This is a genomic window from Bradyrhizobium barranii subsp. barranii, from assembly GCF_017565645.3.
Lineage (GTDB): Bacteria > Pseudomonadota > Alphaproteobacteria > Rhizobiales > Xanthobacteraceae > Bradyrhizobium > Bradyrhizobium barranii.
The window spans coordinates 6,537,220-6,551,725 of the sequence record NZ_CP086136.1 but is presented as its reverse complement, the minus strand read 5'-3'; the positions used below and the strand labels follow the sequence as shown (position 1 = coordinate 6,551,725).

The window sequence follows — 14,506 nt, the reverse complement described above, 5'->3', positions numbered from 1 at the left end:
GCCTAATCAGCTTCCGCGAGCTTGTGCAGCGTGGCGCCGAAAATCAGGCTGGCCTTGCCGACGAGCGCTGTGCCCGTCATCTCCGCGCGGGTGTCCGTGTAGGTCCCGCTGACGCCGATGCCGACCGGGGCAGGGCCGCCGAACAGCGGATTGTCATCGCCCCGCGGCGAGGTGTGTCGTTGCACCAGCACCTCGCCTTTGAAGGTGTGGTCGTCCTTCACGACGTAGCTGCCGGTGTAATAGAGGTACGCATCGCCGCCAAGAATCTTGCCGTCGCGAAAAAGAATCACGCCGCTGCCCTTGCCGACTCGACCATCGAGCAGGTTCACGTGAATCGAGTAGAGGCCGTTCTTCATCACGTCCCACAGGCCGGCCGCCATCGCCCAACGGCGTAACCGGTAGAGCTTTTATGCCAAAGCGCGTTCCCGCACGCAACGCGGCAGTTTGCCGGGCGGCGGTGCGATCTTGCCGCCGCCAGCCGTAGTTGTCCCGGCTTGTCTATGACACCGCCATGACGGTCTGATCATGACGCGAGGCCAGTCGTTGCGAATCAAGTTGGCCCGCGAAATGCATAACCATTGTTGCACTGGCCGCGGGGTGCTGGAGCAAGACAAACGTGAGCAACTGGATCGAGTCCGGCGGCGATGAGTCGCGTCTATACAGTGTGCGTCCCACGATTTGCGAAACACAACGGCCGACTGGCGGCGCGCCACGCTGGCGAAGCATGGTGAGCCTCACTTGCGCCTTGGCCTTGATCGCGCTCGCAGCCCCCTCGGGGCATGCGCGCGACCGCGGCCAGTTCGTCAACACCAATGCCGAATTGAAGGCGTGGTTCGACGGCCTGCGCAGCGGCAAGGGGCCTTGCTGTTCCGATGCCGACGGCTCGGCGCTCTCGGACACTGACTGGGAGAGCAAGGACGGACATTATCGTGTCCGCATCCCGCGCCTGGGTCATGTGCTCGACGGCCAGCAGCAGGAGCTTGTCTGGGTTGACGTGCCCGAGGAGGCCGTCATCTCGGAGCCGAACCGGGTCGGGCGCACCATGGTGTGGCCGATCTACGGCTACATGGGCGTCGCCATCCGCTGCTTTATGCCTGGCAGCATGAGTTAGCCGGGCGGCAGCACGCCCGGCCTCTCGTCGACCTCAGATGCGGCGCCGCGTTAGGTGTATTTCTTGTCGCGCTCGAGCAGCTCGATGGAGATGCCTTCCGGGCCGCGGATGAAGCAGATGCGCACGCCGGGCCGGATCGTGGTCGGCTCGCGCGTGAAGGTGACGCCCTTGGCCTTGATCTCGGCCGCGACGGCGTCGATGTCCTTCACGGTGAGACCGAGATGGTCGAGGCCCTGATGCGGGTGTGGCGGCGGCGGGTTGACGGCGTTGTCGCCCTCGAGCGATGCGATGAAGATCTTTGCGCCGCCGAGATTCACGTCGATCCGTCCCGGTGCGCGCACGACCTCGCCGCCGAGGATGTCCCGCAGCCAGGCTGCTGTGGCCTCCGGATCGGGACTGCGCAGATGGACGTGATCCCAGGTGACGACGACTGGCATTTCATGTTCTCCCAACGGGGTCTTCGATGTTGCAGCGCATGTTAGCGGCCCCGGCTGGTGATCGCCACCGTCCTTACCGACTCGGCATGAGCGCGGGAACCTTAGGTCGTCTCCCGGATTAAGGTAAGCAGTGGCCGAGTCCGTCGTCGAACGAGCCCAGGCCGCGGTCGGTGATACAGCCATGAACGCCAGGTTTGATCGGATCGGGTGGGGACGTTTCGCCGGGAGCGGCGAGCGTCTGGCGCGAGCCGTGACGATCGCGAGCGTCTCGTTCGGGCGAAGCCTGCTCTGGCTACTGGCGGCGATCATCGTCGGCTGCGGGGTGTGGATGTTGCTGCCGCTCTCCAGGGGCAACAGCACCGAGCCGGTGAAGTCTGACGTGGCAACGGTCGAACCGGCACCTCCGGGCAGTACGGCGGCGGCGGTCTCGCCGATTGTCGAAGCTCAGGCGCCAGCTGCGGCAGAACTCGATCGCCTCAAAATCTCATCGCAGACCTGGCGCCGTGGCGGGCTCGGCTCGAAGGCGCTGGTGACGTTCACGCTGCGAAACGACAATGACTATGCCGTTAAGGATCTGGAGATCGTCTGCGCGTTCACGCGGCGCGATGGCAGTCATCTCACCGACCGTAACCGCGTGCTTGCCGACACGGTAACGATGAAGAGCCGCAAGACCTTTGCCCGTATCCCTGTCGGCTTCATCAACGTTAACGCCGATCAGGCGAAGTGTTCGCTGGTCGCAGCACGGCGCGCGTAACGCCCGGAGTTCCCGGTAGCGGAAAAGTTACTGTCCGCAGGCCTTGGCCGAAAAACTTGGCGTTGCCATTTGAACCAAGGGCCGGGTGCAGGAACCAATTAGAGTATCGCCGGTTTAAGGCGAAGAGCCCACGCGGGGATGCGGGGGGCGGAGCGTGGCCGATGCCCATTTTCAGGTACTTCGTTTTCGTCGGTGGAGCGTTGCTCGCACTGTTGTTCGCGGCGGATTACGTTCTGCCGTCGCAACCGGTTGCACGGGCCATTGTCACCGCAAGCAACGATCAGCCCTTGATCCGGATTCGGTCGGATCGCCATTTGCCTGAGCGTGTCGTGCTCGACACCAGCCAGCCGACGATTGCCGCACCCGCAGTGAAGACCGCCGCGGTCGTTGCGCCTCAGGCGCCGGTGCAGGAGGCTGCTTCGCCGGAGCTGGCCGAGATGTCGGCCAAGGCGCGGGTGCGCGAGACCTTCGCCCAGTTTACGCCGGCCCCGAAGGCCAACGCCGCTGCGGCCAAGAAGACCGAGGCCAAGCTGCAAGTTCAGGCGCAGGCTCAGCTTCCCCAGGGGCAGACGCCTCAGATCCAGGCTCAGCCCAAGCGCAAGGTCGCCAGGGCGCACCCGGCGCCGCAACAGGGCCGGCCGATGCTGTTCGCGCAGCAGCCTCATTTCGGTCTCTTCAACACGACCTGGTAAGGGTGCCTCCGACCCGTCTCGAATCGAGACGGGGAGGGCTTTTTATTGGTCAATCTCTCTGCTAATTCGAACCGATCCGAACGCCGTCCGGTGCGCTGGCTTGCCAGCAGCGGTCCGGCGCTTCTCGGTTGCGGCCCCATACCCGGGCCGGGGCGCTCGTAGCTCAGCTGGATAGAGCATCGGATTTCGATTCCGAGGGTCGGAGGTTCGAATCCTTCCGAGCGCGCCACTTGCCAGGCCGGAGCCTTGAGGCCCGGCCGGCCGAATTCGCGGGTCCCATTACTTGCCCTGGATCTTCAGCCCATTGGGGCCGACATTGATCTGCAGGCCGTCGGGCTGTTTCTTCGCCTGGTAGAGATTGTAGCCGAGCACGGCTGCCGTGACGACCAGAGCGCCGATGATCAGAAACAGGACGTTACGGTTGATAGACATTCTCTTCCCTGAACCACTTGATTGACGGCGAGAAAAACCCCGCGCGTAGGGCGCGCGGGGTTTGTCAGCGCGCCCCCGGGACTGGCTGGCGGCGCACTGCTCGGACCTGACAACCTCGTTCGAGGGAACCTGTTCCATAGCCCCCCGACGCGTGGTCAAGGCAAGCCATCGGCGTCGCGCCTGTGATGTCAGCTTGCGGAACGGCAGGTGTGCCGGGCCCGTGCCAGCGTGTCGGAGGGCGCCTCGTGGAAGGTCGCGCGGTAGGCCGCGGCAAACTCGCCGAGGTGATGAAATCCCTGGGCGCGTGCGCACGTGGCGACCGTCGCGCCGCCGCCCTTCAGGAGCCGCGAGCGTGTGGCCCACAGCCGCTTCAGGCGGATGTACTGATGCAGGCTCATGCCGCGCACCTTGCTCACCGCGCCGCCGAGCGTTCGGACCGAAACACCCAACTCGCCGGCGAGATTGGCCGTATAGATCGGAGCGGTCGGATAGGCCGAGACGTAATCGTCGATCTGTTGCACGAGCCTGGCTGATCGCGCGCCGGCATTCGGGGCGGTGCGATCAGACAACGGGTCGATTTGAAACAGGTCGTCGAAGGCGAGCAGCAGACCCTCCTGGAGATGCGCGGCGACCTCGGTGGTTTCGAACATGTGCGGCTCTACGGACGCGGTCCGCAGGATGTCGAGAACAAGCTGACGCGCGTAGAGATGCGCCACGGGGTCCGCGATGCGAACCCACAATGCATCGGCGCGATCGAACCAGCCGCGATCCCTGAGCGCGGGGGAGAACATGATCAGCGCGTGGTAATTGGTCTGATGCTCGACGAAATGACAATGATGATTGCCGCGCAAGGCGATGAAAACGCGCGAGTCGAGTTCGATCCCGCTCGAGCTGGCCCGCAGATCGTCGGTCATCGGCAGGATCACCATGCCGCCCGGTGCGCGATAGGCGGTATCGAGGATCCGCGCAAACGACCTCGCCACGATGATCCGGCACCCCGGGAGGTTCACGATCGCACGCGCCGCAGCGAAGTTGGCGACGTCGAGCGGAATGCTGCGGGCGTCTTCCATCGACTCGGCCGGCCGAAACGCGTCGACGTCGGAAAACCGGATCAACTGGAGGGCGGAGGAGGGGGCGAGAGCGTCGAAGAACATGCTTCTGGCCGGATGCTGCAATGTGACAATTAAATGAAAATCAATACATCGCAATCAATGGCGAAACAGGATGATTCAGTAAACCGGATTCCAGGCCGTAGTATTGCGGACATCATGCCACGCGGCGCGTCGGGTCGATGTCACCGTCAACGGTTCCGGTTCATCGGTTGGCCTGAGGCGAGGTCGATGAAATGGAGACGCGTGCAGGCGGGACAGGCGAAGGACTCGAAGCTCCGCCCCTCGAGCCGCCGCCCCTCAAGCCTCCGCTCGTCAAGGCTCCGCTCGTCAGGCCTTGGCTGCCTCTCGAGATGCGTCTGCACATTCATGCCCGTCTGAGGGCATCGGAAAACAATGAAATCCGCCATCGACGCAGAATGACGGCACATCGAATTTCATCTTTGATCTAGATCAGTTTTGGAATCGCTCCACGCAAGCCGCGGGTACGCGAATGGACACAACGCGCGATCTCGCAAAAGCGAAGGGGCCCGAGAGGGCCCCTTTGGAAATCACCAGCGGCGATAGCGTGGTCCGTAATAGCGAGGCCCATAGGCGCGCGGCCCATACCCATAATATCGGGGCCCGTAATACGGCCGCGGGCCGTAATACCCATCATAGTTCGGGCGCCAGAAACAGCGTCCCCAGGCGTCGCAGACCATGCGGACCTGCTCGACGTCGGAGACCTGCGGCGTCGCAGGTGCGGGCGCGATGGGCATGGCGGACGCCGCCGGTGATGCCATGATGGCACCGAACAGGGATGCGGCGACGAGGCCAGTCTTGAGATTCATGATGTCTTCCTCTGCTTACGCAATACAGGATATCGAAGTTGTTCTGATCAAATTGTGGCGGAACCGAAATGTAATGCTGATGAACAAATCTTCAGCAAAGCTCGCCGCAGACCTGACTTTTCGCTTCGCAAGATTATCCCAGGTTCGCGCGCGTGACCAATGCTGCGCTTGCACTGGCGCTGCCTGGCAGGACATTGCGTTCATCTTTGATCCTGCGCAATTCGCCGGCACGACTTCATCCCTAGTCTTGCCGTAGCCAGCGCTTCGAGGAATTCGAAGAGCAGGCTCGCGAGATTGCCTGGAGCTGTGCAATGGACAAGATGAGAATAGACAAGGGTGACTGGCTGATCGTGTGCGACGGGCGCAAGGCGCTCATTCTGGAAAACCTCGGCGACGAGATGTTTCCGAACCTCCACACCCGGGAGGTGCACGAGCAGCCCAATCCCTCGACCAGTGCGCAAGGGACCGATGCGCCGGGCCGGCTGAACGCCGCCGTCGGCGGCGCGCGCAGCTCGGTCGAGCAGACCGATTGGCACGATGAGGCCGAGCGTGCCTTCCTGCGGAACCTGGCCGGCCGGCTCGATGCCGCCGTCAGCGCGGGCGAGACCTCGGCCCTGACCATGGTGGCCTCACCACGCGCGCTCGGGATGATCCGCGCCGATTATTCGGTCGTGGTGCGCAAGGCGCTTCAGGGCGAGGTCGGCAAGGACCTCGTCAAGCTGCCGGTCTACGAGATCGAGAAGCAATTGCTGCTGTCGGGCGCCGCCAAATAGCGGCACCCGCAGAGGACGCGCCAGCGCCCCTCAGAAGCAGGGGTGCCGGCGGCCGTCCTGGCCGATATAGGTGGCTGAGCTCTGGTAGCAGCGGTTGTTCGACGGGCCGTCGTAGAAGGCGAAGGTGCCGGGGGTAACGCCGGGCCCGTAATTGTGCAGATAGCTGATCGGGTAGGGCAGCGGGTTGGTGTAGTGGCGGTGGTACCGGTGGTGTCCCCGCGCCTCCGCAAGGCTGGGGGCGAGGATGGCGGCCGACAGGGCAGCAACCGCGGCTACAAGCTTCAACGTGCTCATCTCGATTCTCCGGAACCCGCGCGAATAGGTCAGGTGTTTATAGCCATTTCGGGCCGCCGGGACACCCGTCCGGGGCCTGGAAATCGGGGCCAATCCCGCCGATTCCGGGGTGGGTGTGACAGAATTGCCGGAAGCGGGTCCAAGGCTGCCCATTTTTGGCCTTTTCGGGATGCTTAACGAATTCCCCACACAAGTATGGCCAAAGAGAATTCGCTTAAGAATCCTGTCGCCGGCCCTTTGGGGGTCCTTCGAGGCCGGTTCATTCCTGAAGGCTTTCGCCGTCACGCACCATGCGCATCACGCTTTTGAGCCTGCTGTTGCTCTCCGTCGCCGCCGCCACGCCGGCGCGCGCCGAGCTGCACATCACCCGTGACCACGGCGGCTACGTCGAGGAGTACAAGGCCAAGTACAAGCGCGTCCGCGAGAAGGGTGAGCGCGTCATCATCGACGGCATCTGCAACTCGGCCTGCACCCTGGTGCTCGGCATGGTGCCGATGAACAAGATCTGCGTGACGCCGCGCGCCAGCCTCGGCTTCCATCAGGCCTATTACGACAAGGCCTTCACCTTCGGCATCAAGGTCACCAGCGCGGAAGGGACGTCCGACCTGATGTCCTATTACCCCAACACAGTGAAGGACTGGATCCGCCGCAATGGCGGGCTCACCACCGACATGAAGAAGATCAAGAACGGTGTCGAGCTCTGGAAGATCATCGACCCCTGTCCGGAAGAATGGTGAGCGGCTGAGCTGCGCGCCCGCTGTCCGTCGCAGCGCAGCATCGCTCGTTCGGAAATTCGCATTGCCGCATAGGCCCCGGTCGGGCAATGAGGGCGGCAATGAACCATAATCAAGAAGCCCTGACCGCCCGCGCCGCGCCGATCCTGTTCGTCGTGCTCTGGAGCACCGGATTCATCGGCACCAAATACATCATCAACAACGCCGATCCCTTGACCTATCTCGCCATTCGCATGGCGATCGTGGTCGGCCTGATGGCGATCATCGTGGCGATCGCGCGACCGAAATGGCCGGACCGCGTCGACGTCGCGCATAGCGCCGTTGCCGGCATTCTCGTCCACGGCTTCTATCTCGGCGGCACGGCCATTGCGATCGCGCATTCGATCCCGGCCGGACTCTCGGCGTTGATTCCGGGCCTTCAACCGATCCTGACCTCGACCATCGCCAACCGCTGGCTCGGCGAACGCGTGACGCCGGTGCAATGGGCGGGGCTGGTGCTTGGCCTCGGCGGTGTAGCGCTGATCCTGCACGGCCGTCCGATGACCGGCGAGGCGGGGCTCGGCTGGCTCGCCTCGGTGGTGTCGTTGATCAGCATCACGCTCGGCACGCTCTATCAGCGCCGCTACTGCAACCACATCGACTGGCGCGCCGGCAATCTCGTGCAATATATCGCCGTCACCGTCTTCTTCACGGTCGGCGCCTTCCTGTTCGAGGACCGCGTGGTGCACTGGACGCGGGAGTTCGTGCTCGCACTTGCCTGGCTTGCCGTGGCGCTCTCGATCGGATCGATCGGGCTGTTGTACTGGCTGATCCGCCACGCTGCCGCGACCTCGGTTGCGAGCCTGTTCTACCTGGTGCCCGCCGTCACGGCGCTGATGGCCTATCTGCTGTTCGGGGAGAAGCTCGATGCGCTGGCGATTGCCGGCATGGCGATGTGCGCGGCGGCGGTGTTCGTCGTCAATCGGCGTTTCTAGGCAGGCAGGCCAGTACGTCGGAATACATCCCTGACGTGCGGCGAGCGCTCGTGCTAGGCTGGACTGATTTCAGCTTCCCTTTGGCAAGGTGATTTCCATGAAAAAAGCACGGCGTGCACTGCTCGGCAGGTCCTTGAGGCCGGTCCGGATTGCCTGCATCAACTACGCCGAGGAGATGATGAGCGAGCGGATGATGGGGAGGCTCACGGCGGCGCTCCAGAAATGCTACGACGAGCATTTCCTGCCGGTCTGGGGCTATCCCATCGATCTCGACGTCACCCGCAACCCGAAGCCGACGGACTGGCAGCTGCTCTATTTTGACGACGCCACCCACAAGAACTTCCTCGGGCGGCACGAACTGACGCACCGCGGCCAGCCGATTTCAAAGATCTTTCTGAAGGCACTCGGCGAGGACGATCCGGTCAGCCTGGCGGCCTCGCACGAACTGTTCGAGATGGTGCTCGATCCCATGGCCAATCTGTGGGCCGACAAGACTCGGCACACCCAATATGCCTACGAGGTCTGCGACGCCGTGGAAGAGGAGTCTTTTCTCGTCAACGGCTTTCCGATGTCGAACTTCGTCTATCCGTCCTGGTTCGAACCGTTCGAGCATCCCCGCGGCACCAAGTTCGACCATATGGGGTCGCTCAAGGCGCCGTTCTCGATGACGGAAGGCGGCTATGTCATCAAGAAGGTCAACGGCCGGAAGGTGATCAAGCAGTTCGGCTCATCCGAGAAGCGGAGGCGCTTCGCCAAGGAGGACCGGCGCGGCCATCGCAGCGAATTTCGTGATCCGCAAGGCGAGCATCACCCGGGCCGGCGCGCAGCCAAGCGGCGAGGGTAGGGGCGGGAGCAGTCTCCGGGCGCGCCCGCACCCCGGAGACCTGCTCGAGCGCTGCGATCAGCGCTTGGCCTTCTTTTTCGACTTGGCCGCCTTCTTCGCGAACTTCCTGGTGGCCTTCTTTGCAGCCTTCTTGGCCACTTTCTTCGACGACTTCTTTGCAGCCTTCTTCGAAGCTTTCTTCGCAGATTTCTTGGATGCCTTCTTGGTCGCCTTCTTGGCTTCCTTCTTGGAAGCCTTCTTCGGCGCTACTTTCTTCGCGACCTTCTTGGCGGCTTTCCTGACCTTCTTGACGGCGGTGACTGCGGCTTCGCTGGTCGCTTCCACGGCGGTGGTGATCGTGTCCATCGCCTGTTCGGTGATCGGCTTCTCGTCGTCCATATCGTCCCCCACGGTTTGTATGGAGCGATGACGATAGCGGGTTTCAAAATCGAGTCAAAGCAGCGCTCAACCTTTGCGGATCTTTGCGTAGGCGGCGAGCGCGCGTTCGCGCCCCTTCGCGTGGTCGACGATCGGCTGCGGATAGGTCTTGCCGAGCGTGACGCCCGCGCTCGCAAGCTCGATCGGTGATGCCTGCCAGGGCTGGTGGATCAGCCTGGCCGGCACGTCTTTCAGCTCGGGCACCCAGCGCCGGACATAGGCTCCATCAGGATCGAACTTCTCGCCCTGGAGAGTTGGATTGAACACGCGGAAATAGGGCGCGGCGTCGGCGCCGCAGCCGGCGACCCATTGCCAGTTGGCGGGATTGCTGCCGGCATCCGCATCGACCAGCGTGTCCCAGAACCAGCTCTCGCCGTCGCGCCAGTCGATCAGCAGATGCTTGACCAGGAAGGACGCCACCACCATCCGCACCCGGTTGTGCATCACGCCGGTGTGCCAGAGCTCGCGCAGGCCGGCATCGACGATGGGATAGCCGGTGCGTCCGCGCTGCCAGGCGGCGAGCGCCTTCTTGTCTCTCTTCCAGGGAAAGCCATCGAAATTCGTTTGCAGGTTTTCGGTGGCAAGGCTCGGGTGATCGTGGAGGAGATGGCGGCAGAATTCGCGCCAGCCGAGCTCGCTCAGGAACTTTTCGACGCCGGGCCCGATCGCGGGATTCTCCGCTGCGGCAAAGCGCGCGGCGTGCCAGATCTGCCGCGGGCTGAGCTCGCCGAACCTCAAGTGAGGCGACAGGCTTGAAGTCCCCTCGCGATCCGGGCGGTCGCGATCGCCGACATAGACGCGCGCGGTGTGCTTGAGGAAGTCGCGCAGGCGCACGCGGGCCGTGGCTTCACCCGGCGTCCAGGTCTGGCGCAGGCCGCCAGCCCAGTCGGGCTTTGTCGGCTCGAGCGTCCAGCTCTCCAGCGCGTCGCTGGCGAGCTGCGGCGCAGGGCGTAGCTCCCGCGGTGTGGGCAGAGGCTTGGGCGGATCGCCCAGCGACAGCACCCGTCGCCAGAACGGCGTGAAGACGCGAAGGCCGCGGCCCTCCTTGTTGCGGATCGCCGAGGGTGGCGCCAGCAAGTCGCAGGGGAAGCTCTGCGAGCCCACGCCGAGCTTTGCCAGCGCCGCTTCAAGCTGTTTCTCGACGGCCTGATGTGGCGCCTGCGCGACCCCGTTCCAGTAGACCGCTCCCGCTCCGCTCTCGCGCGCCACTTCGGGGATCACCTTGGCCGCCGGCCCCTTGCGCAGGATCAGCGATCCGCCGCGCGTGGCGATCTCGGCGCCGAGCGCCCGCAACGACTGCGCCAGCCACCAGCGCGTCGCGCTGCCCAGCGCCCGTCCGGCCATCTCATCCATCACATAGAGGCAGATCACCGGCGCGCCTGTCTTCGCGGCAGCATGGAGGGCGGGATGGTCGGACAGGCGGAGGTCATCGCGGAACCAGACGATGACAGGCGGCGTGCTTGGCGTGGTCAGGGCAGGCCTCGTTTACAATTTGGCAAGCATGCCACGTGCGGCGGTGTGAACCGTCGTTAATTCGGTCGTAAGCCGATTGCATGAATATGCAGGAATTCCGGGGGTGGTTCCATTCATGTCCAACCGTGCGACGGCAAAGTTCTTGCCGCAATTCAAGCTGGGTACCAAGGCCGTCCTGTGCGCCGTGCTGCTGATCGCCGTGAACACGGCGCTCGTGGTCGGCGCCGGCTATTGGTCGCTCACCTCCGCCTTCAACGATCGTGCGCTGCGCGACATCGAGGTCAATTTGCGCACGCTGGCCCTGGCTTTTGCCGAGGTCGTTCCCGACGCGAAGATCACGATGCGGGATGGCGGGGTGGCGCGCGCCGAGATTCCCAAAATGCCGGAGTTCAGGGATCACGCCATCGTCGATCGCGCGGTGTCCTATGTCGGCGGCAACGCGACCCTGTTCGTGTTCGATGATGCGAGCGGGCAGTTCGTCCGCCGCTCGACCAACGTGAAGAAGGAGAACGGCGACCGCGCTGTCGGGACCCAGCTTGCCGCCGATCATCCCGGGCAGGCCGCCCTGCGACGCGGCGAGGCGTACAAGGGCCCGGCCACTCTGTTCGGCAAGACCTTCATGACCGCCTATCTCCCGGTCGCGGATGCCACCGGCAAGGTCGTCGGCATTCTCTATGTCGGCATCCCCATGGCGCAGTTCGAGAGCATGCTGACCCAGGCCATCGAGAGCATGGCGATTGCGGCCGGTATTGAGCGCTCCTGGTCCTGGTCCTCACCTTGCTGGTCGTCCGCCGTATCACCAGGCCGCTGACCTCGGTCACGCGCTCGCTGACGGCGCTGGCCGAAGGCAAGAGCGACGTCGAGATCGATTGCGAGGATCGCGCCGACGAGATCGGCGAGATCGCCCGCACGGTCGCGGTGTTCAAGAGCAACTCGCTGGAGCGGGCGCGCCTGCGCAGCGAGCAGACCGCGGCCACTGCTGCCGCGGCAGAGCAGCGCAAGGCGGAGCTGCGCAATTTCGTCGAGCAGTTCCGCGGCAGCGTCGGCGGCATCCTCGACAAGGTGCTGAGCTCCTCCGGTGAGTTCGAGCGGGTGGCGCGGCAACTCACCGACACCGCACGCTCCACCGCCGACCTGTCGGCGCAGTCGGCCGGCGCATCCGAGAACGCCTCCGAGCACGTGCGCACGGCGGCCTCGGCCTCCGACGAACTGTCCCACTCGATCTCCGAGATCACCCGCCGGGTGCAGGAATCGAACGAGATCTCCGCCGAGGCGGTACGGCAGGCCGAAGCCACCGACCAGCGCATGGCGCAGCTCTCGGAAGCGGGGGCGCGCATCGGCGACGTCGTCAAGCTGATCACCTCGATCGCCGAGCAGACCAATCTTCTGGCGCTGAACGCCACCATCGAGGCCGCGCGTGCCGGGGACGCCGGTCGCGGCTTCGCGGTGGTGGCCCAGGAGGTCAAGACGCTCGCCGGCCAGACCGCCAAGGCGACAGACGAGATCTCGAACCAGATCGCCAGCATGCAGCTTGCCACGGAGGAATCGGTCACCGCCATCAAGGCGATCGGCCAGACCATCGAGCGCATCAGCGGCATCGCGGGCTCGATCTCGGCCGCCGTCGAGCAGCAGAGGAGCGCCACCCACAACATCGCGGCCAGCGTTCGCGCTGCGGCCTCGGGCACCGCCGATGTCGCGGTCAATGTCCGTCACGCAGCCAAGGGCGCGAGCGAGACGGGGGAGACCTCGAGCCGGATGTTCGCGTCTGCCCAGGCGCTGTCAGGCGAGAGCCTGCATCTGAAGGCCGAGGTTGACAGCTTCCTCGACCGCGTGCACGCGGCCTAATCCAACTCGGTCATTTCCGGGCGGTCCGCAGGACCGAACCCCGGTGCGCATTGCGCACCAGGGAATCTCGAGATCCCGGGTTCTGACGCATCGCCCCGGGATGACTTTTTGCGGTCGCTATCCGCGATCGCCAAAAGTCACTTCGGCTGCGGCACGATGCGGATGTAGGGCTTCGGTTCCTTCCAGCCCTGCGGATAGATCGTCTTCGCCTCGTCGTTGGAAACCGAGCCGGCGATGATGACGTCCTCGCCCTGCGTCCAGTCGGCCGGCGTGGCGACGCGATGCTTGGCGGTGAGCTGAAGCGAGTCGATGACGCGCAGGATCTCCTGAAAATTCCGGCCTGTGGTCATCGGATAGACCAGCACCAGCTTGATCTTCTTGTCCGGCCCGATGATGAAGACGTTGCGGACGGTCTGGTTGTCGGCCGGCGTGCGGGTGAGGGGATCGCCCGAGGTCGAGGCCGGCAGCATCTCGTAGAGCTTGGAGACGTTGAAGTCGGTGTCGCCGATCATCGGGTAGTTGGGGGCGGCGCCTTGCGTCTCCTTGATGTCCTCCGACCATTTGGAATGGCGGTCGACCGGATCGACCGAAAGGCCCATCAGCTTGACGCCGCGCTTGTCGAATTCCGGCTTCAGCTTGGCAAGCGCGCCGAGCTCGGTCGTACAAACCGGCGTGAAGTCCTTGGGGTGGGAGAACAGGAGAGCCCAGCTATTGCCGATCCAGTCGTGGAACTTGATCTTCCCTTCGGTGGTCTCGGCTTCGAAGTCGGGCGCGGTGGTGCCGATCGGGAGCGTCATGGTTCTACCTCATCTCATTGAATTTACTTGGTAATTTATCTTCGGTCGTCGCGGTCAGTATAGGGTCTTCGCGACCCTAAGTGAACCGCTTCAAGTAAAATGTGAATTTCTTCTCTGAAGGGCCGATTTCCTAGCACCTTTCTGTTACAGCCGCGCCTGCGACGAAACATCTCGACCGGAGCCGTACGGTCTCGATTGCCCCCATAAAGCCTTTTATGACCCGCATCACGCTCGCCCCGACGCCTCCGGAACCGAAATGGTCCTCGTAGCGACTAATCGGCAACCATTGAGAAAAGTCGCGATCCCCGTATCGAATCATTAACCACCCCTTTACGCCCGCATGAAAATGCTGGTCGATCAGAAGAAATCTGGAAGTGAACTATGTCTGCCGCTGCGCATAAGTCTGTTGAGTCGCCGTCCCTCGAACCGTCCTGCCGCGATACCGCGGCTCATGCATTGACCGTCGTGCGCGACGGCGTGATCACGGGCGAAGGCCCGACCACCAAGGGCCGGGTCCACTTTTCCCGCTCGCTCGATGCCGATGACACCGCCTGGTGCGCGCGCATCCTGACCGCTACGGCCGTCAACGACCAGCCGGTCAGCCGCGCCGAAGCCGAGGCGCTGTTCGAGATCAATGAAGCCGCAACCGAGCGCACCGATGGCGGCCAGTTCGACGACCTGCTCGCCAAGGCCGTTGCCCATTACGCCGCGAGCGCCTCGGGCCTGAAGGTGCCGCCGCGCAGCGTCGCGCTGTCGGCAGAGATCGAGAGCTGGGCGCCGTCCTACGCCGCCAAGGTCAACAGCGAGATGCTGGAGTGGATCGCCGGACAGATGCGCGGCAAGCGCCAGAACAACCGTCGCCTGATGGCGATGGTGGCGACCTTCCTGGGCGCCACTGCGCTGCCTTTGGCGGGCCAATTGCCGAACGTGTTCGACATCGGCATGTAAAAGATCTGGGAATGTAAGAGTTAGACAGGACTGTCGCGCCCC

The 14,506-nt window shown here is 63.9% G+C and carries 18 protein-coding genes, 1 tRNA gene and 1 pseudogene; 10 read left to right on the top strand and 10 right to left on the bottom strand.

Features of this window, described 5'->3' with window-relative positions:
• Positions 1 to 2 precede the first annotated feature (2 nt).
• Positions 3 to 356 (bottom strand): GrlR family regulatory protein, encoded by a 354-nt coding sequence (locus tag J4G43_RS31950; RefSeq protein WP_063986297.1) that lies wholly within the window; start codon positions 354 to 356, stop codon positions 3 to 5.
• 260 nt (positions 357 to 616) lie between these two features.
• Here J4G43_RS31950 and J4G43_RS31945 point away from each other — a divergent pair, with 260 nt between their 5' ends.
• Positions 617 to 1,111, top strand: coding sequence for a hypothetical protein (locus J4G43_RS31945; RefSeq protein WP_208087399.1), 495 nt, complete (start codon positions 617 to 619; stop codon positions 1,109 to 1,111).
• 50 nt (positions 1,112 to 1,161) lie between these two features.
• On the opposite strand, the gene J4G43_RS31940 is transcribed toward J4G43_RS31945, so the two are convergent.
• Complete coding sequence (locus J4G43_RS31940) at positions 1,162 to 1,548, bottom strand: VOC family protein (protein ID WP_063982639.1); 387 nt, start codon at positions 1,546 to 1,548, stop codon at positions 1,162 to 1,164.
• A gap of 181 nt (positions 1,549 to 1,729) precedes the next feature.
• On the opposite strand from J4G43_RS31940, the gene J4G43_RS31935 reads away from it, so the two are divergent.
• The 3 genes from J4G43_RS31935 to J4G43_RS31925 all read left to right on the top strand — a co-directional run bounded on the left by J4G43_RS31935 (position 1,730) and on the right by J4G43_RS31925 (position 3,223).
• Positions 1,730 to 2,302 carry a hypothetical protein gene (locus J4G43_RS31935; protein WP_208087398.1) on the top strand — a complete coding sequence of 191 codons (573 nt, stop codon included), beginning with the start codon at positions 1,730 to 1,732 and terminating at the stop codon, positions 2,300 to 2,302.
• Positions 2,303 to 2,463: 161 nt separating this feature from the next.
• Positions 2,464 to 2,994, top strand: coding sequence for a hypothetical protein (locus J4G43_RS31930; RefSeq protein WP_208087397.1), 531 nt, complete (start codon positions 2,464 to 2,466; stop codon positions 2,992 to 2,994).
• Between the two features lie 152 nt (positions 2,995 to 3,146).
• Positions 3,147 to 3,223 (top strand) — tRNA-Arg (locus J4G43_RS31925).
• A gap of 50 nt (positions 3,224 to 3,273) precedes the next feature.
• Here the strand turns inward: J4G43_RS31925 and J4G43_RS31920 are convergent.
• From J4G43_RS31920 to J4G43_RS31905, 4 genes are all read right to left on the bottom strand, one after another.
• On the bottom strand, positions 3,274 to 3,426 hold the full coding sequence (locus tag J4G43_RS31920; protein WP_014494567.1) for a hypothetical protein: 153 nt from the start codon (positions 3,424 to 3,426) through the stop codon (positions 3,274 to 3,276).
• A gap of 188 nt (positions 3,427 to 3,614) precedes the next feature.
• Positions 3,615 to 4,580: an AraC family transcriptional regulator gene (locus J4G43_RS31915; protein WP_166097176.1), complete on the bottom strand. Its 966-nt coding sequence runs from the start codon at positions 4,578 to 4,580 to the stop codon at positions 3,615 to 3,617.
• Between the two features lie 146 nt (positions 4,581 to 4,726).
• Complete coding sequence (locus J4G43_RS31910; RefSeq protein WP_225005769.1) at positions 4,727 to 4,945, bottom strand: hypothetical protein; 219 nt, start codon at positions 4,943 to 4,945, stop codon at positions 4,727 to 4,729.
• Between the two features lie 141 nt (positions 4,946 to 5,086).
• The gene (locus J4G43_RS31905) at positions 5,087 to 5,365 is read right to left on the bottom strand and encodes a hypothetical protein (RefSeq protein ID WP_071912916.1); all 279 of its coding nucleotides are present in this window, start codon (positions 5,363 to 5,365) and stop codon (positions 5,087 to 5,089) included.
• A gap of 311 nt (positions 5,366 to 5,676) precedes the next feature.
• Between J4G43_RS31905 and J4G43_RS31900 the strand changes: the two genes are divergently transcribed.
• Complete coding sequence (locus J4G43_RS31900; protein ID WP_071912919.1) at positions 5,677 to 6,138, top strand: host attachment protein; 462 nt, start codon at positions 5,677 to 5,679, stop codon at positions 6,136 to 6,138.
• Positions 6,139 to 6,168: 30 nt separating this feature from the next.
• Here J4G43_RS31900 and J4G43_RS31895 read toward each other — a convergent pair whose 3' ends face one another.
• The gene (locus J4G43_RS31895) at positions 6,169 to 6,432 is read right to left on the bottom strand and encodes a hypothetical protein (protein WP_063982649.1); all 264 of its coding nucleotides are present in this window, start codon (positions 6,430 to 6,432) and stop codon (positions 6,169 to 6,171) included.
• Positions 6,433 to 6,722: 290 nt separating this feature from the next.
• Here J4G43_RS31895 and J4G43_RS31890 point away from each other — a divergent pair, with 290 nt between their 5' ends.
• The 3 genes from J4G43_RS31890 to J4G43_RS31880 all read left to right on the top strand — a co-directional run bounded on the left by J4G43_RS31890 (position 6,723) and on the right by J4G43_RS31880 (position 8,984).
• Positions 6,723 to 7,169 carry a hypothetical protein gene (locus tag J4G43_RS31890; protein WP_063982650.1) on the top strand — a complete coding sequence of 149 codons (447 nt, stop codon included), beginning with the start codon at positions 6,723 to 6,725 and terminating at the stop codon, positions 7,167 to 7,169.
• Positions 7,170 to 7,267: 98 nt separating this feature from the next.
• A complete protein-coding gene (locus tag J4G43_RS31885; RefSeq protein WP_085405495.1) occupies positions 7,268 to 8,140 on the top strand; it encodes a DMT family transporter in 873 nt (290 codons plus the stop codon).
• 97 nt (positions 8,141 to 8,237) lie between these two features.
• Positions 8,238 to 8,984 carry a hypothetical protein gene (locus J4G43_RS31880; protein WP_063982651.1) on the top strand — a complete coding sequence of 249 codons (747 nt, stop codon included), beginning with the start codon at positions 8,238 to 8,240 and terminating at the stop codon, positions 8,982 to 8,984.
• A gap of 57 nt (positions 8,985 to 9,041) precedes the next feature.
• Here J4G43_RS31880 and J4G43_RS31875 read toward each other — a convergent pair whose 3' ends face one another.
• Together J4G43_RS31875 and J4G43_RS31870 are read right to left on the bottom strand one after the other, a co-directional pair.
• A complete protein-coding gene (locus J4G43_RS31875) occupies positions 9,042 to 9,362 on the bottom strand; it encodes a histone (RefSeq protein ID WP_208087396.1) in 321 nt (106 codons plus the stop codon).
• A 66-nt stretch (positions 9,363 to 9,428) separates the two neighbouring features.
• A complete protein-coding gene (locus J4G43_RS31870; protein ID WP_249814878.1) occupies positions 9,429 to 10,820 on the bottom strand; it encodes a cryptochrome/photolyase family protein in 1,392 nt (463 codons plus the stop codon).
• A 169-nt stretch (positions 10,821 to 10,989) separates the two neighbouring features.
• Between J4G43_RS31870 and J4G43_RS31865 the strand changes: the two are divergent.
• A pseudogene (locus J4G43_RS31865) lies at positions 10,990 to 12,719 on the top strand (methyl-accepting chemotaxis protein).
• A gap of 137 nt (positions 12,720 to 12,856) precedes the next feature.
• Here the strand turns inward: J4G43_RS31865 and J4G43_RS31860 are convergent.
• Positions 12,857 to 13,516, bottom strand: coding sequence for a peroxiredoxin (locus J4G43_RS31860; protein ID WP_014494579.1), 660 nt, complete (start codon positions 13,514 to 13,516; stop codon positions 12,857 to 12,859).
• Between the two features lie 381 nt (positions 13,517 to 13,897).
• Here J4G43_RS31860 and J4G43_RS31855 point away from each other — a divergent pair, with 381 nt between their 5' ends.
• Positions 13,898 to 14,464 carry a hypothetical protein gene (locus tag J4G43_RS31855; protein WP_208087395.1) on the top strand — a complete coding sequence of 189 codons (567 nt, stop codon included), beginning with the start codon at positions 13,898 to 13,900 and terminating at the stop codon, positions 14,462 to 14,464.
• Positions 14,465 to 14,506 lie beyond the last annotated feature (42 nt).

What these genes read in the sequence shown, in the direction of transcription:
- J4G43_RS31915 (WP_166097176.1), bottom strand. Translation starts at nt 4,580, where the DNA reads ATGTTCTTCGACGCTCTCGCCCCCTCCTCCGCCCTCCAGTTGATCCGG.
- J4G43_RS31905 (WP_071912916.1), bottom strand. Translation starts at nt 5,365, where the DNA reads ATGAATCTCAAGACTGGCCTCGTCGCCGCATCCCTGTTCGGTGCCATC.
- J4G43_RS31935 (WP_208087398.1), top strand. Translation starts at nt 1,730, where the DNA reads ATGAACGCCAGGTTTGATCGGATCGGGTGGGGACGTTTCGCCGGGAGC.
- J4G43_RS31875 (WP_208087396.1), bottom strand. Translation starts at nt 9,362, where the DNA reads ATGGACGACGAGAAGCCGATCACCGAACAGGCGATGGACACGATCACC.
- J4G43_RS31885 (WP_085405495.1), top strand. Translation starts at nt 7,268, where the DNA reads ATGAACCATAATCAAGAAGCCCTGACCGCCCGCGCCGCGCCGATCCTG.
- J4G43_RS31890 (WP_063982650.1), top strand. Translation starts at nt 6,723, where the DNA reads ATGCGCATCACGCTTTTGAGCCTGCTGTTGCTCTCCGTCGCCGCCGCC.
- J4G43_RS31950 (WP_063986297.1), bottom strand. Translation starts at nt 356, where the DNA reads ATGAAGAACGGCCTCTACTCGATTCACGTGAACCTGCTCGATGGTCGA.
- J4G43_RS31910 (WP_225005769.1), bottom strand. Translation starts at nt 4,945, where the DNA reads ATGGCGGATTTCATTGTTTTCCGATGCCCTCAGACGGGCATGAATGTG.
- J4G43_RS31895 (WP_063982649.1), bottom strand. Translation starts at nt 6,432, where the DNA reads ATGAGCACGTTGAAGCTTGTAGCCGCGGTTGCTGCCCTGTCGGCCGCC.
- J4G43_RS31900 (WP_071912919.1), top strand. Translation starts at nt 5,677, where the DNA reads ATGGACAAGATGAGAATAGACAAGGGTGACTGGCTGATCGTGTGCGAC.
- J4G43_RS31855 (WP_208087395.1), top strand. Translation starts at nt 13,898, where the DNA reads ATGTCTGCCGCTGCGCATAAGTCTGTTGAGTCGCCGTCCCTCGAACCG.
- J4G43_RS31880 (WP_063982651.1), top strand. Translation starts at nt 8,238, where the DNA reads ATGAAAAAAGCACGGCGTGCACTGCTCGGCAGGTCCTTGAGGCCGGTC.
- J4G43_RS31940 (WP_063982639.1), bottom strand. Translation starts at nt 1,548, where the DNA reads ATGCCAGTCGTCGTCACCTGGGATCACGTCCATCTGCGCAGTCCCGAT.
- J4G43_RS31860 (WP_014494579.1), bottom strand. Translation starts at nt 13,516, where the DNA reads ATGACGCTCCCGATCGGCACCACCGCGCCCGACTTCGAAGCCGAGACC.
- J4G43_RS31920 (WP_014494567.1), bottom strand. Translation starts at nt 3,426, where the DNA reads ATGTCTATCAACCGTAACGTCCTGTTTCTGATCATCGGCGCTCTGGTC.
- J4G43_RS31930 (WP_208087397.1), top strand. Translation starts at nt 2,464, where the DNA reads ATGCCCATTTTCAGGTACTTCGTTTTCGTCGGTGGAGCGTTGCTCGCA.